The 26,098-nt window shown below is 64.7% G+C and carries 25 protein-coding genes; 18 read left to right on the top strand and 7 right to left on the bottom strand.

The annotated features are described in order from the left end of the window. Positions 1–2: 2 nt before the first annotated feature. Positions 3–878, bottom strand: a complete 876-nt coding sequence (locus tag ACSQ22_RS10705; protein ID WP_121422272.1) for a branched-chain amino acid ABC transporter permease — start codon at positions 876–878, stop codon at positions 3–5. A gap of 634 nt (positions 879–1,512) precedes the next feature. Between ACSQ22_RS10705 and ACSQ22_RS10700 the strand changes: the two genes are divergently transcribed. Together ACSQ22_RS10700 and ACSQ22_RS10695 are read left to right on the top strand one after the other, a co-directional pair. Beyond that, positions 1,513–2,001, top strand: coding sequence for a thioesterase family protein (locus ACSQ22_RS10700; protein ID WP_176888282.1), 489 nt, complete (start codon positions 1,513–1,515; stop codon positions 1,999–2,001). Between the two features lie 176 nt (positions 2,002–2,177). Beyond that, the gene (locus ACSQ22_RS10695) at positions 2,178–2,741 is read left to right on the top strand and encodes a bactofilin family protein (RefSeq protein ID WP_228897378.1); all 564 of its coding nucleotides are present in this window, start codon (positions 2,178–2,180) and stop codon (positions 2,739–2,741) included. Positions 2,742–2,804: 63 nt separating this feature from the next. Here ACSQ22_RS10695 and ACSQ22_RS10690 read toward each other — a convergent pair whose 3' ends face one another. Continuing rightward, a complete protein-coding gene (locus ACSQ22_RS10690) occupies positions 2,805–3,227 on the bottom strand; it encodes an acyl-CoA thioesterase (RefSeq protein ID WP_055393750.1) in 423 nt (140 codons plus the stop codon). Between the two features lie 131 nt (positions 3,228–3,358). Here ACSQ22_RS10690 and ACSQ22_RS10685 point away from each other — a divergent pair, with 131 nt between their 5' ends. The 3 genes from ACSQ22_RS10685 (at position 3,359) to ACSQ22_RS10675 (ending at position 6,717) form a co-directional block, all read left to right on the top strand. Further along, positions 3,359–5,218, top strand: a complete 1,860-nt coding sequence (locus ACSQ22_RS10685; RefSeq protein ID WP_436130276.1) for an ABCB family ABC transporter ATP-binding protein/permease — start codon at positions 3,359–3,361, stop codon at positions 5,216–5,218. Between the two features lie 138 nt (positions 5,219–5,356). After that, the gene (locus ACSQ22_RS10680; protein ID WP_436130275.1) at positions 5,357–6,289 is read left to right on the top strand and encodes a 2-hydroxyacid dehydrogenase; all 933 of its coding nucleotides are present in this window, start codon (positions 5,357–5,359) and stop codon (positions 6,287–6,289) included. 71 nt (positions 6,290–6,360) lie between these two features. After that, positions 6,361–6,717, top strand: a complete 357-nt coding sequence (locus ACSQ22_RS10675; protein ID WP_436130274.1) for a nucleotide pyrophosphohydrolase — start codon at positions 6,361–6,363, stop codon at positions 6,715–6,717. 147 nt (positions 6,718–6,864) lie between these two features. Here the strand turns inward: ACSQ22_RS10675 and ACSQ22_RS10670 are convergent, their stop codons facing one another. The 3 genes from ACSQ22_RS10670 to ACSQ22_RS10660 are packed head-to-tail and all read right to left on the bottom strand — an operon-like array spanning position 6,865 to position 9,795. Beyond that, a complete protein-coding gene (locus ACSQ22_RS10670) occupies positions 6,865–7,902 on the bottom strand; it encodes a DctP family TRAP transporter solute-binding subunit (protein WP_436130273.1) in 1,038 nt (345 codons plus the stop codon). A gap of 40 nt (positions 7,903–7,942) precedes the next feature. Continuing rightward, entirely contained in the window at positions 7,943–9,241 is a 1,299-nt protein-coding gene (locus ACSQ22_RS10665; protein ID WP_218298842.1) for a TRAP transporter large permease, read from the bottom strand. Then, on the bottom strand, positions 9,238–9,795 hold the full coding sequence (locus tag ACSQ22_RS10660; RefSeq protein ID WP_436130272.1) for a TRAP transporter small permease: 558 nt from the start codon (positions 9,793–9,795) through the stop codon (positions 9,238–9,240). Before ACSQ22_RS10660 ends, ACSQ22_RS10665 begins: the two co-directional genes overlap by 4 nt. Positions 9,796–10,057: 262 nt before the next feature. On the opposite strand from ACSQ22_RS10660, the gene ACSQ22_RS10655 reads away from it, so the two are divergent. The 6 genes from ACSQ22_RS10655 to ACSQ22_RS10630 all read left to right on the top strand — a co-directional run bounded on the left by ACSQ22_RS10655 (position 10,058) and on the right by ACSQ22_RS10630 (position 15,404). Then, positions 10,058–10,990, top strand: a complete 933-nt coding sequence (locus ACSQ22_RS10655; protein ID WP_055400828.1) for a LysR family transcriptional regulator — start codon at positions 10,058–10,060, stop codon at positions 10,988–10,990. 192 nt (positions 10,991–11,182) lie between these two features. Then, positions 11,183–12,079, top strand: a complete 897-nt coding sequence (locus tag ACSQ22_RS10650) for an amino acid ABC transporter substrate-binding protein (protein WP_121422279.1) — start codon at positions 11,183–11,185, stop codon at positions 12,077–12,079. 113 nt (positions 12,080–12,192) lie between these two features. Further along, positions 12,193–13,092 carry an amino acid ABC transporter substrate-binding protein gene (locus tag ACSQ22_RS10645; protein WP_121507575.1) on the top strand — a complete coding sequence of 300 codons (900 nt, stop codon included), beginning with the start codon at positions 12,193–12,195 and terminating at the stop codon, positions 13,090–13,092. 108 nt (positions 13,093–13,200) lie between these two features. After that, positions 13,201–13,959, top strand: a complete 759-nt coding sequence (locus ACSQ22_RS10640) for an amino acid ABC transporter permease (protein WP_055400823.1) — start codon at positions 13,201–13,203, stop codon at positions 13,957–13,959. A gap of 1 nt (position 13,960) precedes the next feature. Continuing rightward, positions 13,961–14,626 carry an amino acid ABC transporter permease gene (locus ACSQ22_RS10635; protein ID WP_055400821.1) on the top strand — a complete coding sequence of 222 codons (666 nt, stop codon included), beginning with the start codon at positions 13,961–13,963 and terminating at the stop codon, positions 14,624–14,626. A 40-nt stretch (positions 14,627–14,666) separates the two neighbouring features. After that, positions 14,667–15,404, top strand: a complete 738-nt coding sequence (locus tag ACSQ22_RS10630) for an amino acid ABC transporter ATP-binding protein (RefSeq protein ID WP_055400819.1) — start codon at positions 14,667–14,669, stop codon at positions 15,402–15,404. A gap of 107 nt (positions 15,405–15,511) precedes the next feature. Here the strand turns inward: ACSQ22_RS10630 and ACSQ22_RS10625 are convergent, their stop codons facing one another. Next, positions 15,512–16,432, bottom strand: a complete 921-nt coding sequence (locus ACSQ22_RS10625; RefSeq protein ID WP_436130271.1) for a MurR/RpiR family transcriptional regulator — start codon at positions 16,430–16,432, stop codon at positions 15,512–15,514. A 99-nt stretch (positions 16,433–16,531) separates the two neighbouring features. On the opposite strand from ACSQ22_RS10625, the gene ACSQ22_RS10620 reads away from it, so the two are divergent. The 6 genes from ACSQ22_RS10620 (at position 16,532) to ACSQ22_RS10595 (ending at position 23,511) form a co-directional block, all read left to right on the top strand. Further along, the gene (locus tag ACSQ22_RS10620; RefSeq protein ID WP_436130270.1) at positions 16,532–17,713 is read left to right on the top strand and encodes a M20 family metallopeptidase; all 1,182 of its coding nucleotides are present in this window, start codon (positions 16,532–16,534) and stop codon (positions 17,711–17,713) included. 46 nt (positions 17,714–17,759) lie between these two features. After that, the gene (locus ACSQ22_RS10615; RefSeq protein ID WP_436130269.1) at positions 17,760–18,749 is read left to right on the top strand and encodes a Bug family tripartite tricarboxylate transporter substrate binding protein; all 990 of its coding nucleotides are present in this window, start codon (positions 17,760–17,762) and stop codon (positions 18,747–18,749) included. 98 nt (positions 18,750–18,847) lie between these two features. Beyond that, positions 18,848–19,915 (top strand): dihydroorotase, encoded by a 1,068-nt coding sequence (gene pyrC, locus ACSQ22_RS10610; RefSeq protein WP_436130268.1) that lies wholly within the window; start codon positions 18,848–18,850, stop codon positions 19,913–19,915. Next, positions 19,900–20,670 carry a DUF3025 domain-containing protein gene (locus tag ACSQ22_RS10605; protein ID WP_436130267.1) on the top strand — a complete coding sequence of 257 codons (771 nt, stop codon included), beginning with the start codon at positions 19,900–19,902 and terminating at the stop codon, positions 20,668–20,670. Before pyrC ends, ACSQ22_RS10605 begins: the two co-directional genes overlap by 16 nt. A 195-nt stretch (positions 20,671–20,865) precedes the next feature. Then, a complete protein-coding gene (htpX, locus tag ACSQ22_RS10600) occupies positions 20,866–21,747 on the top strand; it encodes a protease HtpX (protein WP_010462430.1) in 882 nt (293 codons plus the stop codon). Between the two features lie 195 nt (positions 21,748–21,942). Beyond that, positions 21,943–23,511, top strand: a complete 1,569-nt coding sequence (locus ACSQ22_RS10595) for a methyl-accepting chemotaxis protein (RefSeq protein WP_436130266.1) — start codon at positions 21,943–21,945, stop codon at positions 23,509–23,511. Positions 23,512–23,544: 33 nt separating this feature from the next. On the opposite strand, the gene ACSQ22_RS10590 is transcribed toward ACSQ22_RS10595, so the two are convergent. Continuing rightward, positions 23,545–24,624, bottom strand: coding sequence for a GlxA family transcriptional regulator (locus ACSQ22_RS10590; protein ID WP_436130265.1), 1,080 nt, complete (start codon positions 24,622–24,624; stop codon positions 23,545–23,547). A 126-nt stretch (positions 24,625–24,750) separates the two neighbouring features. Between ACSQ22_RS10590 and ACSQ22_RS10585 the strand changes: the two genes are divergently transcribed. After that, entirely contained in the window at positions 24,751–26,094 is a 1,344-nt protein-coding gene (locus ACSQ22_RS10585; protein ID WP_436130264.1) for an amidohydrolase, read from the top strand. Positions 26,095–26,098 lie beyond the last annotated feature (4 nt).

Genomic DNA, 26,098 nt, shown 5'->3' with positions numbered 1-26,098 from the left:
GGTCAGACTTTCTTTCTCAGCTTCTCGCCGAACAGTCCGTTGGGTTTGACCATCAGCATGATCAGCACGACGATGTACGCGGCTGTGTCCTTGAACCCATCGGGCAGATAGAAGCCCGAGAGCGATTCGACAATGCCGATCACCAGCCCGCCCACGATGGCCCCGGGCAGGCTGCCAAAGCCGCCCACTACAGCGGCGGGGAAGGCCTTGAGCCCGATCAGCCCCATGTTGGCATGCACAAAGGTGATGGGCGCCAACAGCAGCCCGGCTACCGCCGCCACCGCCGCGGCAAGCCCCCAGGCCAGGCCGTTGAGCCGCTGCACCGGGATGCCCATGTAGTAGGCCGCCAGCTGGTTTTGCGAGGCGGCCTGCATAGCAATGCCCAGCTTGCTGTAGCGGAACATCGCGAACAGCAGCACACACAGCACGCCCGTGGCGCCGATCACCACCAGCTGCTCGGCGCTGACCACCAGTTCACCCAGCCGCAGGGACTGGTCCTTGTAGGGCACGGGCAGCGTGTGCGTGTCGGTGCCGATGTTGGGGATCATGGTGACCAGGCCGCGCAGCACATAGCCGATGCCGATGGTGAGCATGACGATGGAAAACGCGGGCTGGCCCAGGATGGGGCGGATCACTGCACGCTCCAGCACCGTGCCAAACAGCCCCATGGCCAGGATGCTGGCGAGCACCGCCACCCAGAAGGGAAAGCCCAGCACGGTCATGAGCGCCAAGCCACAGAAAGCGCCGAGCATCATGAGTTCGCCCTGGGCAAAGCTCACGGTCTCCGTGGCTTTGTAGATAAGCACGAACCCGAGCGCGATCAGCCCGTAGATGCACCCCTGCGAGACACCGCTGATCAACAGTTGCACAAATTGCACACTGGCTCTCCAGAATAAGTGATACGCAAAGCGGGTAAATGCGGGGTGTGCGCCTCGTGGGCATGGGATGGCCGCATCGTCGCTTGCGCAGGTCCTGCAGAATATTTATACAAAGCGATTGCTTTGTATAAATAATGGTGCACGCGCGCTGTGCATACCGCACTCGGGGCTAACCCTGATGGGGCGGGCGAGCGGGTAGCGGCGGATATTGACGCAGTGCTGCACCCTGCGCAATAGGAGTAACGTCGGGTGGGTGAACAGGTTCTGACGCCGGGCCACAGGAGAGCCACATATCCGCAGAGGTTGAAGTGCAAGGTGGTGTCACGCTGGTGACATGGCGCAGGCCCGATGTGCAAAACGCGGTGGATGCCAGCACAGCCCGCACCAGCGCGCTCGCCGCCGAAGGGCTGCCGTTACGGCGAGCCTTGCTGCAGGAATAGGCGGGCGGCCGCGAATGCCTGGCCGAAGCACTGCGCGGCGCCTCGCGGTTTGCCGCAGGGCAAGTGCGCCACGGCCAGTTTTAAGTAAAAATAGCCTCTAGCGCTTATCTATTAAGCGTAAGAAGCTACAAAATCAGGAGCATCTGGATGGTTTCGATTGCACGCACCATCCCGCAGTGACCCCCAGGAGACCCATGAGCAAATCCACCGCCACCCCAGCCCCGCAAGCCTTTGAGCCCGAGTTCATTGCCGGGCTCAAATCCATCTTTGAAGAAAAAATCGTGTTCAACCAGGTGCTGGGCCTGAAGATCACGTCACTGGCACCCGATGGTGTGGTGGGCCGCATCGACATGAAACCGGACCTGGTGGGCCACTATGCCTATAACCGCATCCACGGCGGCGTGATCAGCGCGGGGCTCGATGCCATGGGCGGGCTGGCCGTGATGGCCGCGATTGGCGCCAAACACCTGGATGAAGCACCCGAGCAGCGCCTGCACCGCTTTGCCAAGCTGGGCACCATCGACCTGCGCATTGACTACCTGCGCCCCGGCATTGGCAGCCACTTCGAGCTGCGCGCCCAGGTGCTGCGCCTGGGTTCGCGTGTCGCAACCACGCGCATGGAGTTTCTGGGGCCGGATGGGCAGATCATGTCGGCCGGAGCTGCGGCTTACATCGTCTCTTGATTGGGGCGCGCTCCTGAGCCGCCTCGCCACGGGGCGTTGCCATTCGCAGGATGTGTGATCCCGCAAGCCTTGCAAGCGCATGCTACGAGAGAACCGTTTGGTTACCGTTCTTGCGTAACCAGGGCATCTTTCACGGGGCGCGATACCTACGATGACTCTCTTTTCAAGGAGATCTGATGGCCGTGCAAAACCCCTTCTTTGGCAAGCGTGAACCCGAGTCGTTCCAACCCCGCAACAGCACCACTTCAGGCTCCGTATTGGGGAGCTCAGCGGCGAGCAGTGCTGCGGCTGCACAGCCGGTGCCCAGCCCTGCTGTCCCCAAGGCCGCCAGCAGCAGCGACAGCTCGGGCAGCAAGCTCACGGTGGGCCCGAACATCAAGCTCAAGGGCGTGGAAATTACCGATTGCGACACCCTCGTGGTCGAAGGCACGGTGGAAGCCACCATGGATTCGCGCGTGATCCAGATTGCTGAGCATGGCGCCTTCAAGGGCTCTGCCGAGATCGACATTGCCGAGATCCATGGCGAGTTCAACGGCACTCTCACCGTGCGCCAGAAGCTGGTGATCTACAGCACCGGCAAGGTCAACGGCAAGATCCGCTACGGCAAACTGGTGGTGGAAGAGGGCGGTCAGCTGGCGGGTGAGATCGAGGCCGGGTTCTCGCCCTCGTCATCCAGCAGCACTCTGCAGCGCACGGCAGCTCCTCTGCGCACCGAACCGGCCACTGCACTGGCCGCCTGACCGGGCCATGAAGGCGTCCGCGCACCGCCAGGCGTGGTCTGCGCGAACCGACCTTCCGTGCTTTTACCCCGGCGCGTTGTGCTTGGGCACTGGGCGCGGCCTGCCCTGGTCGTCGATGGCCACATAGGTCAGGCGCGCCTCCGTCACCTTCACATACCGGCCCTGGTCGGTAAACCGTTCGGCATACACCTCCACCTCCACGGTGACCGAGGTGTTGCCCACCCGCGTGATGGACGAGAAGAACGACAGGATGTCGCCCACGCGCACGGGCTGCTTGAAGATGAATTCGTTGACGGCCACCGTGGCCATGCGGCCCTGGATGTAGCGCGCGGGCAGCACAGAGCCCGCCAAGTCCACCTGCGCCATCACCCAGCCGCCAAAAATGTCGCCATTGCCATTGGTGTCGGCGGGCATGGGGATGACCTTGAGCACCAGTTCCTTGTCGGTGGGCAATGCGGCGGGTGGTGGGCTGAAAACGGCAGACATGGGCACAATCTCGGTTGGGGCTGAGCCAATCCTTGTCGGAACCTGGGGTTTTGCAAGGCGGCTGGCCCGCAAAAAAACCACCTTGGCATCAGCCGGGTCGGTAAAAACAACAACAACCGGAATTGTCCCCCATGCGCCACCTTGGCGAAACCGCCCCCCCCACCCCTGGCACGCCCGCGCCCCCCAAGTCCGACTGGGTCACGCTGAGGCGGCTCCTCCCTTACCTGTGGCAATACAAGTGGCGCGTGGTGGCGGCCATTGTGTTCATGGTGGGCGCCAAGCTGGCCAACGTCAGCGTGCCGCTGCTGCTCAAGACACTGGTGGACGCGATGGCGTTCAAGCCTGGTGACCCCGCCGCGCTGCTGGTGGTGCCGGTGGGCTTGCTGGTGGCGTACGGGGCGCTGCGCCTGTCCACCTCGTTGTTCACCGAGCTGCGCGAGCTGGTGTTTGCCAAGGCTACGCAGGGTGCAGCGCGCTCCATTGCGCTGCAGACGTTCGAGCACCTGCACGCGCTGAGCCTGCGCTTTCACCTGGAGCGCCAGACGGGCGGCATGACGCGCGACATCGAACGCGGTGTGCGCGGCATCGAGTCACTGATTTCGTTTTCGCTGTTCAACGTGTTTGCCACCTTGATCGAGGTGATCCTGGTGTTGAGTGTGCTGGCCGTCAAGTTCGATGCCTGGTTTGCCTGGATCACGCTGGCCGCGCTGGTGCTGTACATCGCCTACACCGTGCTGGTGACCGAGTGGCGCACCAAGTTCCGCCGCGAGGCCAACGAGTTCGACTCGGCAGCACACTCCAAGGCCGTGGATTCGCTGCTGAACTACGAGACGGTCAAGTACTTCAACAACGAAGGCTTCGAGGCCCGCCGCTACGACGAAAGCCTGGAGCGGTTGCGCCTGGCCCGCCTCAAAAGCCAGACCACGTTATCGATGCTCAACACCGGCCAGCAGCTCATCATTGCCGTGGGCCTGGTGGCCATGCTGTGGCGCGCCACTCAGGGCGTGGTCGATGGCCGCATGACGCTGGGCGACCTCGTCATGGTCAACGCCTTCATGATCCAGCTGTACATCCCGCTCAACTTTCTGGGCGTGATCTACCGCGAGATCAAGCAGAGCCTCACCGACCTGGACAAGATGTTCACGCTCATGGACAAAGAGCGCGAAGTGGCCGACGCACCCAGCGCCCAGCCGCTGGCGGGGCTGAGCCAGCCCACCGTGCGTTTTGAGAACGTGCACTTTTCCTACGACGTGCGTCAAGGCAGCGACCTCAGCAGCGGCCGGCCCATCCTGCAGGGCATCAGCTTCGAGATCCCGGCGGGCAAGACGGTGGCGGTCGTGGGGCCTTCGGGTTCGGGCAAGTCCACACTGGCCCGGCTGCTGTTTCGCTTCTACGACATCCAGCAGGGGCGCATCACCATTGCGGGGCAGGAGATCCGCAGCGTGACGCAGGCGAGCGTGCGCCAGGCGATTGGCATCGTCCCGCAGGACACGGTGCTGTTCAACGACACGGTGGCCTACAACATCGCCTATGGCCGCACCGGTGCCAGCCAGGATGAGATCGAAGCCGCCGCCCGTGCCGCGCGCATCCACGACTTCATTGCCAGCACGCCCAAGGGCTACGCCACCATGGTGGGCGAGCGCGGGCTCAAGCTCTCGGGCGGTGAAAAGCAGCGCGTAGCGATTGCCCGCACCTTGCTCAAGAACCCGCCCATCCTGATCTTTGACGAGGCCACCAGCGCGCTGGACTCCGCCAACGAACGCGCCATCCAGGCCGAGCTGCAGGGCGTGGCGCAGAACAAGACCACGCTGGTGATTGCGCACCGCCTCTCCACAGTGGTGGATGCGCACGAGATCCTGGTCATGGACGCGGGCCGCATCATCGAGCGCGGCACGCACGCGCAACTGCTGGCCCAGGGTGGCCGCTACGCGAGCATGTGGTCTCTCCAGCAGGAGGCCCCCCCTGAGTCGCCTGCGGCGCCTTCCCCCTGAGGGGGACGATGCCATCGCTGCGGGGCGGCCCTTGCTAGGCGTCCCGCGCCTGGGCCGCGCCGGTTTTGTACGCTCTGCGCGAAGCGCACGATGCAAAGCGTAGCGTCCCGTTTTCTTTTTTCGAGATTGCACTATCCCATGAAGCCTGTACTGCTTGCCCTCATGTTCCTGTCCGAAGAACATCGCGCCCAGATGGCGCAGTCGTTCGAGCTGGTCTACGCGCCCGACGCTGCGCAGGCCGCAGCCGCCATTGCCGAGCATGGCGCGCGCATCACCGTGGTCCTGACCATCGGCGCCACGGGCCTCTCAGCCGCGCAGATCGATGCGTTGCCTGCGCTCACGCTGATTTGCGCGCTGGGCGCAGGCTACGAGAACATCGCCGTGGCCCACGCCAAGGCGCGGGGCGTTGTGGTGGCCACGGGCGCGGGCACCAATGACGACTGCGTGGCCGACCACACCTGGGGCCTGCTGATTGCCGCGCAGCGCCGCATCCTGCCGCTGGACAAGGCCACGCGCGCGGGCATCTGGCGCACGGCCTTGCCGCTGCCGCCCAACGTGTCGCACAAGCGCCTGGGCATCATCGGCCTGGGCACCATCGGCAAGAAGATCGCACAGCGCGCGCTGGGCTTCGAGATCGAGGTGGGCTACCACAACCGCAGCGCGCGCACCGATGTGCCGTACCGCTACTTTGGCGATGTAAAGGCGCTGGCCGAATGGTCGGACTTCCTCGTGGTCGCCACGCCCGGTGGCGCGGGCACCAAGCACCTGGTCAACGCAGACGTGCTGAATGCCCTGGGCGCGCGCGGCGTGGTGGTCAACATCGCGCGCGGCAGCGTGATCGATACCGCCGCCCTGGCCGCCGCGCTGGTCGAAGGCCGCATTGCGGCAGCAGGCCTGGATGTGTACGAGAGCGAGCCCGCGCCCCCGGCTGAACTGCTGGACCTGGACAATGTGGTGCTGACACCCCATGTGGCGGGCTGGTCGCCCGAAGCGGTGCAGGCTTCGGTGGACCGTTTCCTGGAAAACGCTCGCCGCCATCTGGCAGGCGAGGCGCCGGTGTCTCCGCTCTGAAATTCGGATGAAAAATTGCTCTGGCGCTTTATGGATAAGCGCAAGCAGCTATCAAATCAGGAGTTGTGGCAATGTCCCTGGATGTCGATGCTTTGCAGGCGCGGCTGCGCGCGTTTGCCGCCGAGCGGCACTGGCAGCCGTTTCACACCCCCAAGAACCTGGCGATGGCGCTGATGGTGGAAGCGGCAGAACTGACCGAGATTTTTCAGTGGATGACCCCCGAGCAGTCGCTGGCGGTACGTGATGACCCGGCGCTCACGGAGCCCATTGCCGATGAGGTTGCCGATGTGCTCCTGTACCTGCTGCAGCTGGCAGACCACGCGGGTGTGGACCTGGCGCAGGCGGTGGAGAACAAGCTGCGCAAGAACGCCGTCAAACACCCGGCGCCGTGCGTTGGTGGTGCAGCCGTGGGTGGTCGTGAAATTTAGATGAAAAGTGCCTCTGGCGCTTTACTGGTAAGCGTCGACAGCTATCAATAGTGAAGCGACCGGCTCTCGCCCTGCAAGGATCCAGCGACAGCAAAAAGCCCCGCGAGCGGGGCTTTTGTTGGGGGCTTTGGCGAACCAGCGTCTGGCTTATTGCTTGCGGGCCGCAATCGCCTTCTCGGCCGAGGTGACCAGGTCGGCACCAATCTGGCCCTTCCACTTGTCATATACCGGGCGTGTGGCCTTCACAAAGGCGGTGCGTTCGGCGGGGCTCAGCTGGGTCACCGTCACGCCCAGTGCGGCGATGTCTTTGAGCAGAGGTTTGTCGGCTTCGACCACGCCCTTGCGGGCCAGGGCGATTTCTTCCTTGCCCGCGTCGATGGCGGCTTGCTTGACGATCTCGCGGTCGGCTGGGGTCCAGCTGTTCCAGATCTCCTTGTTCACCACAAAGATCAGCGGATCGTTCACGTAGCCCCACAGCGTGATGTGCTTTTGCGCCACGCTGTGCAGCTTGGCGGCGGTGAAGATGGACAAGGGGTTTTCCTGTCCGTCCACCGCGCCGCTGGCAAAGGCGGGCTGTGCGTCGGCCCAGCTCATCTGCGTGGGGTTGGCGCCCAGGGCGGTGAAGGTGTCGAGGAACAGCGGCGAGCCCACCACGCGGATCTTCAGGCCCTTGAGGTCTTCAGGGGTCTTGATCGCCTTCTTGGAGTTGGAGATTTCGCGGTAGCCGTTTTCGCCCCAGGCCAGTGGCATCACACCGGCCTTGTCCAGCGTGGCGAAGATGCTCTTGCCCACGTCGCCCTGCGTCACAGCGTCCACGGCTGCGTAGTCGGGGAACAGGAAGGGCAGCGAGAACAGGTTGAGTTGCTTGACCTGGGGCGACCAGTTGATGGTGGAGCCCACGGCCATGTCGATCACGCCCTGGCGCAGCGCGCTGAATTCACGCGTCTGGTCGCCCTGGATCAGCGACACGCCGGGGTAGAGCTTGATGTTGATGCGGCCATTGGTGCGCTCGCGGACCTTGTTGGCCCACAGCTCGCCGCCCTTGCCCCAGGGGAACGCGGGGCCCAGCACCAGCGACATGCGGTATTCGCTCTTGTACGCAGTTTGTGCGATGGCGGCAGGTGCGGTGAAGGCCAGGGCGGCTGCAGCGGCCACGGCAGAGGTGAGGAAGGTGCGCAGTTTCATCGGTTGTCTCCTTATTGGATGGTGAATGGGTGAGGAAAAATCAGTAGCCCAGCCGCTGGGGCAGCCAGAGCGCAATCTGCGGAAACACGACGACCAGCAGCATCGCCAGCGTCATGGCCAGCACCAGCCAGACGACCCAGCGGGTGGTCTGCTCCATGCGTACACCGGCAATCTTGCTGGACACCATCAGGTTCACGGCCATGGGCGGGGTGAACTGGCCGATGGCCACCGTGAGGGTCAGCACCACGCCGAACCACACCACGTCCCACTGGTAGTGCTGCATGATGGGCATGAGCAGGGGCACAAAGATCAGGAAGATGGAGATGCCGTCGAGGAACATGCCTGCGATCAGCAGCATGACGATCAGCGCGCCGAGCACACCCTGCTCGCTCAGCCCCGACTGCACGATGGTGCGGGTGATGGGGTCGATCACTCCCAGGGTGGACAGCGAGAACGCAAAGATGCCAGCCAGCGATACCACCACGAGGATCACGGCCGACAGTTCACCGGCTTCGCGCAGGATGGTGAACAGGTCGCGCACACGGATCGTGCGGTGAATGCACATGCCCACAAACAGGCCGTAGAACACGGCCACCACGGCAGCCTCGGTGGGAGTGAACCAGCCGGCGCGCATGCCGCCCAGAATCACCACCGGCGCGGCCAGCCCCCACGCCGCCTCGCGCAGGCTGCGCCAGAACGGCGGGCGGGGCATGTCGGCTTCAGCGCCACCCATCTTGTGGCGCCGTGCCAGCCACACGGCGGGCACGATCAGCGCAATGCCCGCCAGGATGCCTGGGAACATGCCTGCGGCAAACAAGGCGGGCACCGAGGCGCCCGGCACCAGCACCGAATACACGATGAACGCCACCGAGGGCGGGATGAGGATGTCGGTGGCTGCTGCGCCCGCCACCACACTCGCCGAGTAGGCAGCGGGATACCCGGCGCGCGCCATGGCGGCGATCATGACGCCACCCACCGCCGCTGCGGTAGCAGGGCCCGAGCCGGAGATGCCGCCCAGGAACATGGCCACGGCAATCGCCACCAGCGGCAGCATTCCGGGCCCTCGGCCCACGATGGACACCGCAAAGTTCACCAGCCGCAGCGCCACGCCTGAGCGGTCGAAGATCGAGCCCACCAGCACAAACATCGGGATGGCCAGCAGCGGGTATTTGCCCAGGCCTGCGTAAAAGTTCTGCGGCACGGCCAGCAGGCCGAACCAGGGGGTCTCGGCATTGGCCACGGCAATGGCCGTGGCGCCCGCCAGACCCAGGGCCGCACCAATCGGAACGCCCAGAAACATCATGCCCAGGAAGGCGACAAACAGCAGGGTAGCGATCACGGGCGGGCCTTCGGTGCGGTCGATGCGGCCGATGCACGCCGCAGGCGGGCAAACAGTTGCAGTGCCCGGGCTGTGGTCAGCGCGCACAGCACGGGCAGCCAGACGGTGTACCACCACTGCGGCACACCGATGCCGGGCGATGTCTCTTCAAACCGGTAGTCGTCCCACACCACGCGGATGCTCAGCACCGTGATCAGCCCAAACAACAGCGCCACCATGAGAGCACCAAACTGCGCCAGCACCCGACGCCGGTGCTCGGAGCCGCCATCGGCAAAGAACTCGATGCGTATGTGCAACTGGCGCGCCACGGCGGCGGAGCCGCCGACCATGGCCAGCACGATCATCAGGAACACCGATATTTCTTCGGTCCAGGCGAAGGATGCATCGGTGAAATAGCGCAACACCACGTTCACAAAGGTGATGAGCGCCAGGGCGGCCATGGTCAGGACGATGAGCCAGTCTTCCAGGCGCAGGGAGCGGGGTTCGTCAGCGGCAGCGGGCGCTGCAGGCACTATGGGCGCAGAGGGCTGCCCATCGGGAGTGGAGGTGGACATGAACGCGGGGAGTCAGAAGAACACGGGGCAAATGCCGATCTTGCTGCCCGGCGGCGTTGTGCACCTGGGGCGTTGACCGAGGGAGAAGCGGGGTAGACGCGCTGGGTATTATGCGTCGCTCGCTATGCATGCACAGCATTGGTGCGGGGGGCCAGCGCAGCCGGGAGACGCGCATGGAGCCGAGGGCTGCAGGCGCGCGGGCCTGTGGAAACCCTGATGCCCGGTGCCAGCACGTTGCAGCGCCCGCGCGGATAATGCGTCGATGGAAACCAAGTGGCTTGAAGATTTCGTCAGTCTTGCGGAAACCCGCAGCTTCAGCCGGTCAGCGCAGCTGCGGCATGTGACGCAGCCCGCGTTCTCGCGGCGCATCCAGGCGCTGGAAGCCTGGGCTGGCACCGATCTGGTGGACCGCAGCTCTTACCCCACCCGACTCACTCCGGCTGGCAAGACACTGTACGACCAGTCTCTGGAAGTGCTGCAGGCGCTGCAGAACACGCGTGCCATGCTGCGGGCGCACACCAGCGCGGGCAAGGACATGATCGAGTTTGCCGTGCCGCACACGCTGGCGTTCACGTTTTTCCCGGCCTGGGTGTCGAGCTTGCACGACAAGTTTGGGCCGTTCAAAAGCCGGCTGATTGCGTTGAACGTGCACGACGCCGTGATGCGCCTGGTGGAGGGCGGGTGCGATCTGCTGATTGCCTACCACCATCCTTCGCAGCCCTTCCAGCTGGATGCCGACCGTTACGAGATGGTGAGCCTGGGGCAGGAAGTGATCTCCCCCTACAGCAAGGCCGACGCCGACGGACAACCCGTGCACCGCCTGCCGGGCCGGGCCGGGCAGCCACTGCCCTACCTGGGCTACGCCCCGGGCGCCTATCTGGGACGCGTGACCGAACTGATCCTGAAGGAATCCGGCACGCCCATCCATCTGGAGCGCGTGTACGAAACCGACATGGCCGAGGGCCTCAAGGCCATGGCGCTCGAAGGCCATGGCGTGGCCTTTCTGCCGCACAGCGCCGTGAAGAAAGAATTGCGTTCGCGCCGCCTGGTCAGTGCAGCACCGGTCGATAGCGAAGGCCTGCAGATGACCATGGATGTGCGCGCCTACCGCGAAAAACCAGCGGGCAAAGAGGCTCCCAAAGGCACGGCACAGGCGCTGTGGATGTACCTTCAAGCGCAGGCCGGGTCATGCTAAGGGTAAATACGGATATAAACACTTTGCATAGTTGCGCGCGCAAACGGCATTGGAATTTCACGGTAACGACACGTACAGTCGGCGCCATCGCTGGGTCGGCTGCCGCAGCGTGTGCCGTCTAAGAGCAGATTCTTAGTCCCCACGGTGGCACGAACATTGCGAATCCGATCCATCCACTCACCGAGACGCCGTATGAAAGTTCAGCATTGGGGAATTGCCTGGGGCCTTGCCGCTGCAAGCTGCGCTTTCGCGGCCTCTGCGCAGGCCTCGGTGCTGGAGCGTATCGGTGCCGGCGGCAAGCTGGTGATTGCGTACCGTGAATCGTCGGTGCCTTTTTCGTACATCGACACCCAGTCCGGCAAGCCGGTGGGTTATGCCATGGACCTGTGCCTGCGCCTGGCCGAGGTGGTGCGCAAGAAAACCGGCAAGAAGGACATGGAGGTTGAGCTTGTAGCGGTCACGCCGGCCAACCGTATCGCCATGATCGAGCAGGGCAAAGCCGACATGGAGTGTGGCTCTACCACCAACAACGCCGAGCGGCGCCAGAAGGTTGCGTTCACCATCCCCCATTTCATCACCGGTGCGCGGCTGCTGGTGAAGACCTCCAGCCCCATCGACCGTGTGGAAGACCTCAATGGCAAGAAGCTGGTGTCCACCAAGGGCACGACACCGCTCAAGGCCGCCGATCAGGCCAACCGCGAGCGCTTGATGGGGATCACCATTGTTGAGGCGCCGGACCACGCCAAGGCGGTCGAGATGGTCGAGAAGGGCGAGGCCGATGCTTTTGTGATGGACGACGTGCTGTTGTATGGCCTGGCCGCCGGGCGGCCTGACCCCAAGGCGCTCAAGGTGGTGGGCCGCTTCATGACCACCGAGCCACTGGCCATCATGCTGCCCAAGAACGACCCCGAGTTCAAAAAGCTCATTGATGAAGAGATGCGCCGCCTGATCACCAGCCGGGACATCTACCCCATTTATGACAAGTGGTTTAACAAACCCATCCCTCCCAACAACACGGTGCTGAACCTCCCGGTCAGCTACTTGTTGCGCGACTTCTGGAAATACCCCACCGACCAGGTTCCGTTCTGACTAATATCCCGGTCGAGGTTTCTGTTTTTGGAGAATGCGACCTGCCGGCACTGCCGGCGTGGGCGAATCTCTAGAATCCCCCCGTTTTTAGCTTCACACACAAGGAGATACCAATGAAGAAGCATTTGCTCGCGGTTGCCGTGACCGCCCTGGCTGCAGGTAGCGCTTTCGCTCAAGCCACCGATACCCTGGCCAAGATCAAGGCCTCGGGTAGCGTGACGCTGGGCGTTCGCGAATCTTCCGGTCTTTCCTACACCCTGGGTAACGGCAAGTTTGTGGGCTTCCATACTGAAATGGGCGAAATCGTCCTGGCCGACATCCAGAAGCAACTGGGCCTGCCCAAGCTGGATATCAAGTACCAGCCCGTCACCTCGCAAAACCGTATTCCCCTGGTGACCAATGGCACCGTGGATCTGGAGTGCGGCTCCACCACCAACAATGCCGCCCGCCAAAAGGACGTTGCCTTTGCCGTGACCACCTACGTGGAAGAAGTGCGCACTGTTGTCAAGGCCAACTCGGGCATCACGTCCATCAAGGACCTGAACGGCAAGACCATCGCCACCACCACGGGCACCACTTCGGTGCAAACCCTGCGCAAGCATGAGCGTGCTGGCGGCATCGACTTCAAGGAAGTCTTTGGCAAAGACCACGCTGACAGCTTCTTGATGCTGGAAACCGGCCGCGCCGATGCGTTTGTGATGGACGGCTCCATCCTGGCTGCCAACATCTCCAAGTCCAAGAACCCTGCCGACTACAAGATCGTCGGTGAAGTTCTGAGCGTGGAGCCTATCGCCTGCATGCTGCGCAAGGACGATCCAGCCTTCAAGAAGGCCGTGGACGACTCCATCAAGCGCCAGATTGCAGACGGTTCGCTGGCCAAGCTGTACGACAAGTGGTTCATGCAACCCGTGCCACCGACCAACACCAAGATTGGTCTGCCGATGTCCGACGCAACCAAGGCAGCATGGGCATCGCCCAATGACAAGCCCATGGAAGACTACGCAAAGAAGTAATTTTCTGAACGCTTGTGCCCCTTCGGCCAACCGGTTTGAAGGGGCTTTTTTGTTGGGCTCGCAAAGGGTTGCGCCCAACGCAATACCAAGAATTTAAGGGGTGCTCCTATGAGTTGGGATTGGCAGGTGTTCTGCCAGGACACCATGGACAGGGAAGTCGTGCAAAGCTGCTTTGGCAAGGGCGGCGATATCACCTACCTGGACTGGATGCTGTCGGCCTGGGGTTGGACGGTGTCTGTTTCGGTGCTGGCCTTGGTGCTGGCGCTTGTGTTGGGTTCCTTGATCGGGACGCTGCGTACCTTGCAGGACCGGCCCATGATCGTGCGCTTGGGCAATGCCTGGGTCGAGCTGTTTCGCAACATTCCGTTGCTGGTGCAGATTTTCCTGTGGTACCACGTGCTACCCAGCCTGTTTCCGGTGCTCAGGGGCGTTCCTGGCTTTGCGCTGGTGGTGCTGGCACTGGGCTTCTTCACGTCGGCACGTATTGCCGAGCAGGTGCGCTCCGGCATCCAGGCGTTGCCACGCGGCCAGCGGTACGCAGGTCTGGCCGTAGGCTTCACCACGTTCCAGACCTACCGCTATGTGCTTCTGCCCATGGCGTTTCGCATCATCATCCCGCCGCTGACCAGCGAGACGATGAACATCTTCAAGAACTCGTCCGTGGCGTTTGCCGTGTCGGTGGCTGAACTCACGATGTTTGCCATGCAGGCGCAGGAAGAGACCTCGCGCGGCATCGAGGTCTACCTGGCGGTGACGACGCTGTACATCATCTCGGCTTTTGCCATCAACCGCATCATGGCCTTCATCGAAAAACGCGCACGCATCCCTGGCATGGTCGTGAGCGGCGCGGCCGGAGGGGGGCATTGATATGAATATCGATTTCTCCTTCTACAACTGGGAGCTGATCTCCAACTTCGTGCTCAAAGGGCTGTATTTCAGCCTGCTGCTCACGCTCATCGCCACCATCGGAGGCGTGATCTTCGGCACGGTGCTGGCGCTCATGCGCCTGTCGGGCAAGAAGTGGCTGGATGTTCCTGCGACCATCTACGTCAACGGCATGCGATCCATTCCGCTGGTGATGGTGATCCTGTGGTTCTTCCTGCTGGTGCCAGCCATCATCGGCCGCCCCATTGGCGCGGAAGTGTCGGCGATCATTACCTTCATCGCCTTTGAAGCGGCCTACTTCAGCGAAATCATGCGCGCTGGCATCCAGTCCATCCCACGCGGCCAGGTGTATGCCGGCCAGGCGCTGGGCATGACGTACGGCCAGAACATGAAGCTGGTGGTGCTGCCCCAGGCGTTCCGCAACATGCTGCCGGTGCTGCTCACGCAGACCATCATCCTGTTCCAGGACACGTCGCTGGTCTACGCCATCGGTGCCTACGACATGCTCAAGGGCTTTGAAGTGGCGGGCAAGAACTTTGGTCGTCCGATCGAGGCATACCTGGCCGCTGCGGTTCTGTACTTCATCATGTGCTACGCGCTGTCCTGGGCGGTCAAGCGCCTGCACCAGAAGATCGCGATCATCCGCTGATCGATGCTGGTGCAAAAGAGATTGGATTGAGGAAAAAGAAATGATCGAACTCAAAAACGTATCCAAGTGGTATGGCCCGGTGCAGGTGCTCAACGAATGCACGGCCACCATCCAAAAGGGTGAAGTGGTGGTGGTGTGCGGCCCCTCGGGCTCAGGCAAGTCCACGCTGATCAAGACCATCAACGCGCTCGAACCCTTCCAGAAGGGCGAGATCACAGTGGACGGAATTGCACTGCACGACCCCAAGACCGACCTGCCCAAGCTGCGCAGCCGCGTAGGCATGGTGTTCCAGCATTTCGAGTTGTTCCCGCACCTGTCGGTGACGGACAACCTGACCATTGCGCAGATCAAGGTGCTGGGCCGCAGTGCGGACGACGCCAAGAAGCGCGGCCTGAAGATGCTCGAACGCGTGGGCCTGATGGCGCACAAGGACAAGTTCCCTGGGCAGCTCTCTGGCGGCCAGCAGCAGCGCGTGGCCATTGCCCGTGCGCTGTCGATGGACCCCATCGTGATGCTGTTCGACGAACCCACGTCCGCGCTCGACCCCGAAATGGTCGGTGAAGTGCTGGACGTGATGGTGGGCCTGGCCAACGAAGGCATGACCATGATGTGCGTGACCCACGAAATGGGCTTTGCCCGCAAGGTGAGCAACCGCGTGATCTTCATGGACGTGGGCGGCAAGATCCTGGAAGACTGCTCCAAGGACGACTTCTTCAACAACCCCGACGCACGCCAGCCGCGTACCAAGGACTTCCTCAACAAGATCCTGCAGCACTGAACGGTGCTTGCACGCCCGTGCCGCAGGGGTTTGGGGCTACAAAAAAGCGCTCTCCGGAGCGCTTTTTTCATGGGGCCACCCAGGGCTGAACGTCTGCTGCGCGCAGGCTAGCGCTTGCTCCGCCGACCGGCTGGCGAGGGGCTTTCCACGATGAGTTGCGACTCGAAATCCGTCCACAGATCGTCGCGCCGCTTCAGTGCTTCTGACACCGCCTTGTGCCGCAGCTGGGCCACAGCCGAGACCAGCGCGTTGCACAGGAAGAACGCGGCGGTGTACGAGTCGAACGGCGATGCGTTGGACGTGCGCACCTGCAGCCGGTGGTGGGACAGCGCGGCCAATGGCGCTGCGGCGCTGTCGGTGATGGCCAGCACCTGGGCCCCCGCGTCGCGAAAGCGCTGCGCCACTTTCACCGGCCCGCTGGCGTAGCGGCGGATGCTGAAGACCAGCAAGGCGTCCTCGGGCTGGATCCACAGCAGCTGGTCGGTGGCGTCCACCGCGCCAGCCCCCAGTTCGTGCACGCCGGGGCGGCACATGTTCAGGTGCAGCGCCAGCCAGGCGGCCACCGGTGCGCTGTTGATCTGCGCCAGCACAAAGATGCGTCCCTTGCCCTGTGCAATGCGCGCCACCATGGCCTCGAAGGCTGCCATGTCCAGTCCGTCGCGCGTGGTGGTGAGGTTGTGCTGGTCGTGCAGCAGCGCGTCGTCCACACACTGCTGCAGGCTGCGCCGGTTGCCGATGGTGACCGGCGCGCGCTGCCCCGCCGTTTGGAGCAGGGCGGTGACCTCGGCCCGCGCCTCGCGCTGTGCCTCGGCATAGCTGCCGTAGCCCAGCTTGGCAAACAGCCGCACCACGGTCGATGCGCTGGTGCCCGTGCGTGCTGCCAGGGCGGTGGCCGATTCCAGCAGGGCGTGGGGGTAGTCACGCCCCAGGGCCACGGCCAGCGCGCGTTCGCTGGCGGTCAGGTCGGCGTCCTGGCGGGCCAGCCGCTCGGTCAGCATGGCGCCGGATTCGTGCAATGATGATTTCATAAAATTCTCATTCGTGCAAAATACGTTGCAGAACTTCGGGTTGCGTGCAACACTGCGGCCCAAATTTTGCCCCTACCTGGGGCTTGCCCAAGGACAACGATGCTCAATACCCCCAACGAAAGCCAGCTGCCGGTGCGTGCGCAGGTCCTGGACTGGCTGGCCCGACAGCAGCAGTCCATGCAAGACCTGTTGCAAAAAGTGGTCAATATCGAGAGCGGCAGCCGCAATGAGGCGGGCGTGACGGCCGTGGCCCATGCCCTGGCCGAGCGCCTGCAGGCTGCCGGTGTGCCGGTGCAGTTTGAGCCCGTGCCCGGCTATGGCGTGCTGCTGCATGCGCAGGTCAACCCGGCAGAGGGCGCTGCAGCCGGTGGAGCACCCATCATCCTCATGGGGCACATGGACACGGTGTTTCCAGATGGCACCGTGGCCAAGCGCCCCTACCGCGAAGAAGCGGGGCGCGCCTACGGCCCCGGCGTGGCCGACATGAAGTCCGGTCTGGTGCTCAACGTGTTTGTGGCCGAGGCCTTTGCGCGCTGTGGCGGCCTGCAGGCGCCGCTGCACCTGTTCTTCTCGTGCGATGAAGAGATCGGTTCGCCCGCCACGCGTGACCTCATCATGGCCCGCGTGCGGGGGGCGCGTGCCGTGTTCAACGCCGAGCCCGGCCGCGTGAGCGGCAACGTGGTCACCAGCCGCAAGGGCTCGATGGTGGTGGAATTCGAGGTGCAGGGCGTGGCCGCGCATGCAGGCATCAACCACGCCGCTGGCGCCAGCGCCATCGAAGCCCTGGCCCGCAAGACCCTGGCGCTGCATGCGCTGACCGACCCGGCCACGGGCGTCACCTGCAACGTGGGCGTGGTGCAGGGCGGCATCGTGCCCAACATGGTCGCCCCACACGCACGCGCCGAGGTGGACCTGCGCTTTACTGCCGACACCAACCCCGACGAGCTGCTGGAGCGCGTGCGCGCCATCGTCGAAGAAGAATCCTTGCCCCGCACCCAGGGCCGCGTCATCGCCGCGCGCCGCACGATGCCCATGAAGCCCACCCCGGACGACTTGCTGGCGCTGTACCAGCAAGGCGCAAGCGCGCTGGGCTTTGAGGTGCAAGGCGAATTCACCGGCGGCGCGGCCGACAGCGGCCTGACCGCATCGGTGGGCGTGCCCACGCTGTGTGCCACGGGCCCGGTGGGCGGACATGCACACACCGAACGCGAGTACTGCGAGCTGTCCACCTTTGTCCCGCGCGCGCAGGCCGTGGCGCTGGCCGTGCTGTCACACCCTTGATTCTTTCCGTATCTTTTCAACCTGTTTCTTGAGTTCTTTGACCGCCATGAACACCACACCTTCCCGCCGCCACCTTCTGACTACCGGACTGGGCCTTGCCGGTCTTGCCGCGCTGCCCTCCATGGCACAAGATAAGTTCCCTTCGCGCCCGATCACGCTGGTGGTGCCGTTCCCGCCCGGTGGGTCGGTGGACATCATGGCGCGCCAGTATTCCGAGCCGCTGTCGCGCGTGCTGGGCGTGCCCATCGTGGTGGAAAACCGCGCCGGCGCGGGTGGCTCGGTGGGCGCGCAGTATGTGGCGCGCTCCAAGGCCGACGGCTACACCCTGGTGGTGTCGTCGCAAAGCAGCCACCTGGCCAACCCGCTCACCCAGCCCAAGATTGGCTACGACCCGGTCAAGGATTTTGAAAACATCGCCATCCTGGGCCGCCAGCCCAACGCCCTGGTGGTGCACAGCAGCCTGCCTTTCAAGACCTTCAAGGAGTTCATAGACTACGCCAAGAAGAACCCCGGCAAGCTCAACTATGGCAGCGGTGGCGTGGGCAGCATGGGCCAGCTCAACGTGGAAATGCTCAAGGTCTCCACGGGCGTGTTCACCACGCACATTCCCTACCGTGGGGGCACGCCGCTGATCACGGGCGTCGTGGGCAACGAGGTGCAGTTCATCCTCGACAACCTGGTCATCATGCTGCCGCACATCCAGGCGGGCAAGGTGCGCGCCCTGGCCGTAGCGGCCGACCAGCGCCTGCCCCAGCTGCCCGATGTGCCCACCATGGCCGAGGTCGGTCACCCCGAGCTGAACCTCACCTCATGGACGGGCTTGGCCGCGCCCGCGGGCACGCCTGAAGCGGTGGTGCAGACGCTGTACAAAGCCGTGCGCCAAGTTGCCACATCGCCCGCCATGGTGACGAACCTCAAGGAGCGCGGCGTGATCGTGCCCGAAGAGATGCCGCCCGCCGCGTTTGAAAAGATGATGGCAGAGCGCCTGGTGAAGTTTGGCGACGTGGTGCGCAAGGCAGGCATCACCGCCGAATGACGCGGTGTTGCTCTGAATTTTGAGTGTTTTTGGCTGCTAGCGCTTATTGGATAAGCGCTAGCAGCTATCAAAACAATAGTTGATAACCCGATGGGACAATGCTGCCCATGACAGCCGCACTCCACCCCCCCACCGCGCCCACCACCCTCACCATCATCCGCCCCGACGACTGGCACCTGCACGTGCGCGACGGCGAGCCCCTGCACACGGTGGTGCCCCACACCGCCGCCCAGTTTGGCCGCGCGATCATCATGCCCAACCTGCGCCCACCGGTCACCACGGCCGAGCAGGCCCTGGCCTACAAACAGCGCATCCTGGCCGCCGTACCTGCCGGTGTGCAGTTCGAGCCGCTGATGACGCTGTACCTCACCGACAACCTGCCCGCCGACGAGATCGCGCGCGCCAAGGCCGCAGGCGTGGTGGCCTGCAAGCTCTATCCCGCCGGCGCCACCACCAACAGCGACGCGGGCGTGACCGACCTGCGCAAGACCTACAAGACGCTTGAAGCCATGCAGAGAGCCGGCATGCTGCTGCTGGTGCACGGCGAGGTGACCAGCAGCGACATCGACCTGTTCGACCGCGAAGCCGTGTTCATCGAGCAGCAGCTCATCCCGCTGCGCCGCGACTTCCCCGAGCTGAAGATCGTCTTCGAGCACATCACCACCAAGGACGCGGCGGACTACGTGGCAAGTGCCGATTGCTTCACCGCCGCCACCATCACCGCGCACCACCTGCTGTACAACCGCAACGCCATCTTCATCGGTGGCGTGCGCCCGCACTATTACTGCCTGCCCGTGCTCAAGCGCGAAACCCACCGCGTGGCCCTGGTGCAGGCCGCCACCAGCGGCAGCAACAAGTTCTTCCTGGGCACCGACAGCGCTCCGCACCCTGCGCACCTCAAGGAACATGCCACCGGCTGCGCGGGCTGCTACACCGCCCACGCGGCCATCGAGATGTATGCCGAGGCGTTCGACAACGCCGGTGCGCTCGACCAGCTCGAAGGTTTCGCCAGCTTCCACGGCCCCGACTTCTACAGCCTGCCGCGCAACACCGGCAGCGTCACCCTGCGCCGCGAGTCGTGGACACCGCCCGACAGCTTTGCGTTTGGCGAAGCCGAACTCAAGCCCCTGCGTGCCGGTGAAGCGCTGCCGTGGCGGCTGGTGTAAGCGAAGCCTTCGACGCCATCGACTGGAGCGCCCCCTGGCTGGCGCCGTGGCGCGGCCTGGGACAGGCTGTGGTGCAGCAACTGCAGCACGATCCGTCAGTGCACCGGGCGTTGCAGGCCGCGGCGCCGCCGGGAATGCTTGTGGGCTTTGCGCCGCAAGACGAGCTGCCGGACGGCACGGCCTACGAGCAGTACATCTGGGACACCCGCCGGGTGCCCACGCGCGACAACCTGCACGACTTCTTCAACGGCCTGGTCTGGCAACAGTTTCCGCACACCAAGCGGCGCCTGAACGAGCTGCAGGCCCGGGCCATCGCCGCCGATGGTGTGCAGGCTGTGCGCGGGCCGTTGCGCGATGCGCTCACGGTGTTTGACGAGAACGGCGCCGTACTGCAAGCGCCGCCCGCGCTGTGGGCCGCGCTCAGGGCGCGAGACTGGCAGCGCCTGTTCATCGACCTGCGCCCGCTGTGGGGGCAGGCCCGGCTGGTGGTGTTCGGGCATGCGCTGCTTGAAAAGCTGGTTATCCCTCGAAAACCCATGGTGGCGCATGTGTATCAGGCGCCAGTAGCTATTGAATCAATAGCAATTTTGGATGCTTGGCTGGCGCAGGAAATTCAGCCGCAGCCGTGGTCTGCCAAGCCCTTCACCCCGCTGCCCGTGCTGGGCGTACCCGGCTGGTGGCCCGCCAACGCTACGCCGGACTTTTATGCGGACACCCAGGTGTTCCGCCGGCCCCGGGCTGTGTCAGGGGGCTAATTCCCGTCAACGCTTGTGTGATAAGGCCTGTGCGCGGGTTTGCACCTACCATAGCGCGATGAAATCGCGGCCATGGGGCTGCCAGGGGCGTGCAGTGGCCCCAGCAGCGGGTGTTTGGTGCTTGAAGCGCAGCACCCGGCCCCCATCTGAGCCAGCAAACACTTGTTGTTGTTTACCCCACGGAGAAACCATTCCATGAAGCGGATCCTTTTGTTTGTGATGACCAACCTGGCCGTCGTTGTCGTGCTGGGGGTGGTGGCCAGCCTGCTGGGCGTCAACCGCTACCTCACGGCCAACGGGCTCAACCTGGGCGCGCTGCTGGGCTTTGCGCTCGTCATGGGCTTTGGCGGCGCCATCATCTCGCTGCTCATCAGCAAGCCCATGGCCAAGTGGACCTCGGGCGTGCGCGTGATCGACGGCTCCGGCTCGCCCGACGAGCGCTGGATCGTCGAGACCGTGCGCAAGTTCGCCACCGAAGCCAAGATCGGCATGCCTGAAGTCGGCATCTTCGAAGGCGACCCCAATGCGTTTGCCACGGGCGCGTTCAAGAACTCGGCTCTGGTGGCGGTGTCCACGGGCCTGCTGCAAGGCATGACGCGCGAAGAGGTCGAGGCCGTGATCGGCCACGAGGTGGCCCACATCGCCAACGGTGACATGGTCACCATGACGCTGATCCAGGGCGTGATGAACACCTTTGTGGTGTTCCTGTCGCGGGTGATCGGCTATGCGGTCGACAGCTTTCTGCGCAAGAACGACGAGAGCAGCTCGGGCCCCGGCATCGGCTACTACGTGACCACCATCGTGCTCGACATCCTGCTGGGCTTTGTGGCCGCGATGATCGTCGCCTGGTTCAGCCGCCAGCGCGAGTTCCGTGCCGATGCAGGCGCGGCGCAACTGATGGGCCGCCGCCAGCCCATGATCAATGCCCTGGCCCGCCTGGGTGGCATGCACCCGGCCGAGTTGCCCAAGAGCATGGCCGCCATGGGCATTGCCGGTGGCATTGGCAAGCTGTTCAGCACCCACCCGCCCATCGAAGAGCGCATTGCTGCGCTGCAGAACGCGCAGCAGCAAGGCTGATCCGGTTCAACCTGGCCCTTGAAGGCCGCTGCAGGGGTTGCCCCTGCGGCGGCCTTTTTGTTTCTGGGTGGGTTGTCGGCCTTGTGGGGCGGCTCAAGGGTTTGTAACCTTTTGTCGATAACCAGTGGAAACCCAATCCCGCATGCCGTGCGGGCAGCAGCGGGTTGCCGATCCTTATTCCCACGAGAACACCTTATGTCCATCTCCCACGCACGTGTTGCGGTCCGCCTGGCCCTGGCCTTTGGCGTTGTCTGTCTGGTCATGTCGCTCTCGGCCGCCGTCGGTATCTGGCGGCTGGCGGGGCTGCAGGACATTGCCGACGACCTGGGCGGCGCATCGTCCGAGCGCGCGCTGCTGGCGCGTGAGCTGCACGCCATCGTGGTGCTGAGCTCCGCACGCGCCGAAACACTGCTGGAGATCGACAACCCCGCCTACGCGGCGCGCATCGACGCGGACCGCAAAACCACGTCGGCCCGTTCGTCCGAAGTGCGCAAGCGCCTGGACGAGCTGGCGGCAGACCCGGAATCCCAGGCCTTGTTCGATGCCATCGACAAGGCAGGCAACGGTTTTCGCACGGTGCGGGACGACCTCGTCAAGCGCCGCAAGGCGGGCGAGGCCCTGCCCCCCGACGCCATTGCCAACCAGCTGCGGCCTGCGGCCGATGCCTATGCCGCTTCGGTGAACAAGCTGGCCGAGTACCAGCGCCAGCGTGTGGCCGAGGCCCGCGAGGCTGCCGCCCGCAGCGAGAGCCAGGGCATCACGCTGCTGGCCGCAGGCTCGCTGGTGGGGCTTCTGCTGAGCCTTGCCTGCGCCTGGCTGCTGTCGCGGTCCATCCTGCAGCCGCTGGCCCATGCGTCCGAGGTGACCGACCGCATTGCCGAGGGCGACCTCACCTCCCCCGTGCCCGCGCCGCAGGCGGGCAGCCGCGACGAACTGCAAGCCCTGCTGGCGCGCCTGGGGGGTATGCAGGCGCGGCTGGCGGAACTGGTGGTGGGCATGCGCCAGGCCAGCACCTCGGTGGCCGGTGCCAGCAGCGAGATCGCGGCGGGCAACAGCGACCTGTCGGCCCGCACCGAGCACACAGCTTCCAATCTGGAAGAAATCGCCGCCAGCATGGAAGAACTGCTGGCCACCGTGCGCCACAGCGCCGACGCCGCAGCGCAGGCCAGCACCCTGGCCACCGGTGCCAGCAGCGTTGCCCAGCGCGGGCGCGAGGCCGTGGACCGCGTGGTGGGCACCATGGATGGCATCGCGCTGTCGTCGCGCCGCATTGCCGACATCACCAGCGTGATCGATGGCATTGCGTTCCAGACCAATATCCTGGCGCTGAACGCGGCCGTGGAAGCGGCCCGTGCCGGTGAGCAGGGGCGGGGCTTTGCGGTGGTGGCCAGCGAGGTGCGCAGCCTGGCCCAGCGCTCGGCAACGGCGGCCAAGGAGATTGGGGGCCTCATCAGCGACAGCGTGCGGCAGGTGGAAGAAGGCACCAAGCTGGTCCATGCAGCGGGCGGCACCATGGGCGAGATCGTGAACTCGGTGCAGCAGGTGGCCACCATCATTGGTGAGATCAGCACGGCTGCGCGTGAGCAGACCACGGGCCTGAGCCAGGTGGGCGAGGCGGTCTCGCAGCTCGACCAGATGACGCAGCAGAACGCTGCGCTGGTGGAGGAATCCTCCGCCGCAGCCCAGGGCCTGCGCGTGCAGGCGCAGCAACTGGCCGAGCTGGTGGAGGCCTTCCGGCTGCCCGCAGGCAACGCGCTGCGCTGAGCTGGGCTGGGCGGAGAGCAGGGGCGTACCGCTCTACTTCACCTCCACCCGCCAGCGACGGCGCGGCGCACGCAGCGCATGGCGCTTGCGGTACTCGGACGGGGCCATGCCGGTGTAGCGCACAAAGATGCGCCGGAACGCAGCCGGGTCGGCGTAGCCGCAGGCCACGGCAATGCTGGGCACGCTTTCCAGCGTCACCTCCAGCATCACCCGGGCACGCGCGCAGCGCAGGCCGTGCAGGTGGTCCAGCGGCGACTGCGCCAGCTCCTGCTGGAAATGCCGCAGCAGGGTGCGCGTGCTCACCGATGCGGCCTCGGCCAGCCGGTCCAGCGAGTAAGGCTGGTCCAGGTGCGCCTCCATCCAGGCAATGGCGCGGGCGAGTGTGCTGTCGCGCGTGGCGGGTATGTGCTGCTGTGCGTTGGCCTGCAGCGCCGCGCGGGCGCGCTGGTGGTCGGGGGTCATCACGGTCTCGCAGGCGGCAGCCAGCTCCGGCCCCAGCGCCTGGCGCACCAGGGCGATTGCCAGCAGGTTCACGTTGCTGGGCAGTGCGCAGCTCAGCCAGGGGCCGTCGTCCGACAGGTCCTGGCCCAGGCTGTGGCCGATGCCCGGGAAGTCCCGTTCAAACCCCGCGAGGTAGAACCAGGGCAGGCAGGCCTGGCGCCCATTCAGCCGCCCGCTTTGCGCCGCCAGCCAGGCGCCATTGCCCATGGTGAGCAGCTTTTGCCCTGCGTCCAGCGCAATGCCCAGCTGGCGTGACAGCGCCTGGTGGCGGGCTGCCACAGCACGGATGGCCGGGATGTCCGGCGCGTGGAACGAAGGGATGAACAGCGCCCGGGTGGGGGCCAGTGCCGCATCCTTGTCATCTGGCACCGTGTAGGCTGCGAGGGGGCTCGGCAAGGGTGCCAGGGGCAGGCCCTCGGCGTCCAGCAGGCGCCAGGCAAGGCGGGGTGCTTGTGCACCCAGCCGCTGGCTGGCCAGCAGGTTGGCGCCGCGCAGCAGGTCGATGAGCTGCAGGGCACTGCCTGCGGCCGATTCGGGCAGCAGCGGGATGTCCACGCGGAACACCGGGGGTTTGGGCGGCGCCGAAGGCAAGGACGAAGGTGACGGTGGCATGGCGATATTGGCTCTGTGTATGGCGATTTTCGCTTGTCATGAAGGCAGCGTGCGCTTTTAGCATGAACGTGCTTTTCGCTTCCCCACCCAGGCCCTCGTGGCTGTTCACTCCCTACGGATCTGCCCATGCATAAACCCCTCTCTGCCATCGCACTTGCCGCCGGCCTCGTCGCCAGCGGGCTGACTTTCGTCTCTTCGGCCCAGGCCCAGGCGCTGGATGCCGCGGGCCTGCAGACCATCGACGCCGCCGTGAACGCCGTGGCGCCCAAGATGGTCAGCTGGCGCCGCGACATCCATGCCCACCCCGAACTCTCTGGCCAGGAAGTGCGCACCGCCAAGCTCGTGGCCGAGCACCTGAAGAAGCTGGGCATGGAGGTGCAGACCGGCGTGGGCGGCACCGGCGTGGTGGGCACGCTCAAGGGCGGCCTGCCCGGCAAGGTGGTGGCCCTGCGCGCCGACATGGACGCGCTGCCCGTGCTGGAGAACACTGGCCTGCCCTTTGCCAGCAAGGCCAAGGCCAACTACCTGGGCAAGGAAGTGCCCGTGATGCACGCCTGCGGCCACGACGCCCACACCGCCATGCTGATGGGCGCGGCCGAGGTGCTGGCGGGCATGAAGGCCCAGCTACCCGGCACGGTGAAGTTCATCTTCCAGCCCGCAGAAGAGGGCGCGCCCGTGGAGGCCGATGCCAACGGCAAGGTGCCCAGCTTCGGCGCCAAGGCCATGATCGAAGCAGGTGCGCTCAAGGACGTGCAGGCCATCTACGGCCTGCACATCACCTCCAACCTGCCGGGCGGCGTGGTGGGCTACCGCAGCGGCCCGCTGATGGCCGGGTCGGACAACATCACCATCCATGTGGAAGGGCGGGGCGGCCATGGCTCGTCGCCCTGGGCCACCATCGACCCCATCGTGGCCGCCAGCCAGGTGGTGATGGGCCTGCAGACCGTGGTGAGCCGCCAGCTCAACATCAGCCAGGAACCGGCCGTGGTCACCATCGGCCAGATCCAGGGCGGTACCCGCTACAACATCATCCCCGACAAGGTGGAGATGATGGGCACGCTGCGCACGTTTGACGAAGACATGCGCCAGGAAGCACTCAAGCGCATCACCACCACGGCCGAGTCAATCGCTGCCGCCAGCGGCGCCAAGGCCAGCGTGCGTTTTGGCCCCGTGGCCTACCCCGTGACCACCAACCCTGCGCAACTCACGCAGGCGTCGCTGCCCGCACTGAACCTGGCCATGGGCGGCAAGACCATGGTGATCCCCAAGGTGGCGGGCTCGGAGGACTTCTCGGAGTTCCAGAAGGTCGTGCCCGGCTTCTTCTACTTCCTGGGCGCACCGCCCAAGGGCAAGGAATTTGCCAAGGCGCCACCCAACCACTCCGCGCTGTTCGACATCGACGAAGACCAACTGCCGACCGGCGCACGCAGCCTGGCCGCACTGGCCGTGGACTTCCTGCAGCGCAAGTAAGAAG

Source organism: Acidovorax sp. LjRoot38, from assembly GCF_964252975.1.
GTDB lineage: Bacteria > Pseudomonadota > Gammaproteobacteria > Burkholderiales > Burkholderiaceae_C > Acidovorax > Acidovorax facilis.
The sequence above is the reverse complement of the archived record's forward strand: the minus strand, read 5'-3'. Positions and strand labels throughout refer to the sequence as shown.

Excerpts from the sequence above, each read along its gene's own strand:
- ACSQ22_RS10700 (WP_176888282.1), top strand. The coding sequence starts at position 1,513 with ATGAGCAAATCCACCGCCACCCCAGCCCCGCAAGCCTTTGAGCCCGAG.
- ACSQ22_RS10695 (WP_228897378.1), top strand. The coding sequence starts at position 2,178 with ATGGCCGTGCAAAACCCCTTCTTTGGCAAGCGTGAACCCGAGTCGTTC.
- ACSQ22_RS10690 (WP_055393750.1), bottom strand. The coding sequence starts at position 3,227 with ATGTCTGCCGTTTTCAGCCCACCACCCGCCGCATTGCCCACCGACAAG.
- ACSQ22_RS10685 (WP_436130276.1), top strand. The coding sequence starts at position 3,359 with ATGCGCCACCTTGGCGAAACCGCCCCCCCCACCCCTGGCACGCCCGCG.
- ACSQ22_RS10680 (WP_436130275.1), top strand. The coding sequence starts at position 5,357 with ATGAAGCCTGTACTGCTTGCCCTCATGTTCCTGTCCGAAGAACATCGC.
- ACSQ22_RS10675 (WP_436130274.1), top strand. The coding sequence starts at position 6,361 with ATGTCCCTGGATGTCGATGCTTTGCAGGCGCGGCTGCGCGCGTTTGCC.
- ACSQ22_RS10670 (WP_436130273.1), bottom strand. The coding sequence starts at position 7,902 with ATGAAACTGCGCACCTTCCTCACCTCTGCCGTGGCCGCTGCAGCCGCC.
- ACSQ22_RS10660 (WP_436130272.1), bottom strand. The coding sequence starts at position 9,795 with ATGTCCACCTCCACTCCCGATGGGCAGCCCTCTGCGCCCATAGTGCCT.
- ACSQ22_RS10655 (WP_055400828.1), top strand. The coding sequence starts at position 10,058 with ATGGAAACCAAGTGGCTTGAAGATTTCGTCAGTCTTGCGGAAACCCGC.
- ACSQ22_RS10650 (WP_121422279.1), top strand. The coding sequence starts at position 11,183 with ATGAAAGTTCAGCATTGGGGAATTGCCTGGGGCCTTGCCGCTGCAAGC.
- ACSQ22_RS10645 (WP_121507575.1), top strand. The coding sequence starts at position 12,193 with ATGAAGAAGCATTTGCTCGCGGTTGCCGTGACCGCCCTGGCTGCAGGT.
- ACSQ22_RS10640 (WP_055400823.1), top strand. The coding sequence starts at position 13,201 with ATGAGTTGGGATTGGCAGGTGTTCTGCCAGGACACCATGGACAGGGAA.
- ACSQ22_RS10635 (WP_055400821.1), top strand. The coding sequence starts at position 13,961 with ATGAATATCGATTTCTCCTTCTACAACTGGGAGCTGATCTCCAACTTC.
- ACSQ22_RS10630 (WP_055400819.1), top strand. The coding sequence starts at position 14,667 with ATGATCGAACTCAAAAACGTATCCAAGTGGTATGGCCCGGTGCAGGTG.
- ACSQ22_RS10625 (WP_436130271.1), bottom strand. The coding sequence starts at position 16,432 with ATGAAATCATCATTGCACGAATCCGGCGCCATGCTGACCGAGCGGCTG.
- ACSQ22_RS10620 (WP_436130270.1), top strand. The coding sequence starts at position 16,532 with ATGCTCAATACCCCCAACGAAAGCCAGCTGCCGGTGCGTGCGCAGGTC.
- ACSQ22_RS10615 (WP_436130269.1), top strand. The coding sequence starts at position 17,760 with ATGAACACCACACCTTCCCGCCGCCACCTTCTGACTACCGGACTGGGC.
- pyrC (WP_436130268.1), top strand. The coding sequence starts at position 18,848 with ATGCTGCCCATGACAGCCGCACTCCACCCCCCCACCGCGCCCACCACC.
- htpX (WP_010462430.1), top strand. The coding sequence starts at position 20,866 with ATGAAGCGGATCCTTTTGTTTGTGATGACCAACCTGGCCGTCGTTGTC.
- ACSQ22_RS10595 (WP_436130266.1), top strand. The coding sequence starts at position 21,943 with ATGTCCATCTCCCACGCACGTGTTGCGGTCCGCCTGGCCCTGGCCTTT.
- ACSQ22_RS10590 (WP_436130265.1), bottom strand. The coding sequence starts at position 24,624 with ATGCCACCGTCACCTTCGTCCTTGCCTTCGGCGCCGCCCAAACCCCCG.
- ACSQ22_RS10585 (WP_436130264.1), top strand. The coding sequence starts at position 24,751 with ATGCATAAACCCCTCTCTGCCATCGCACTTGCCGCCGGCCTCGTCGCC.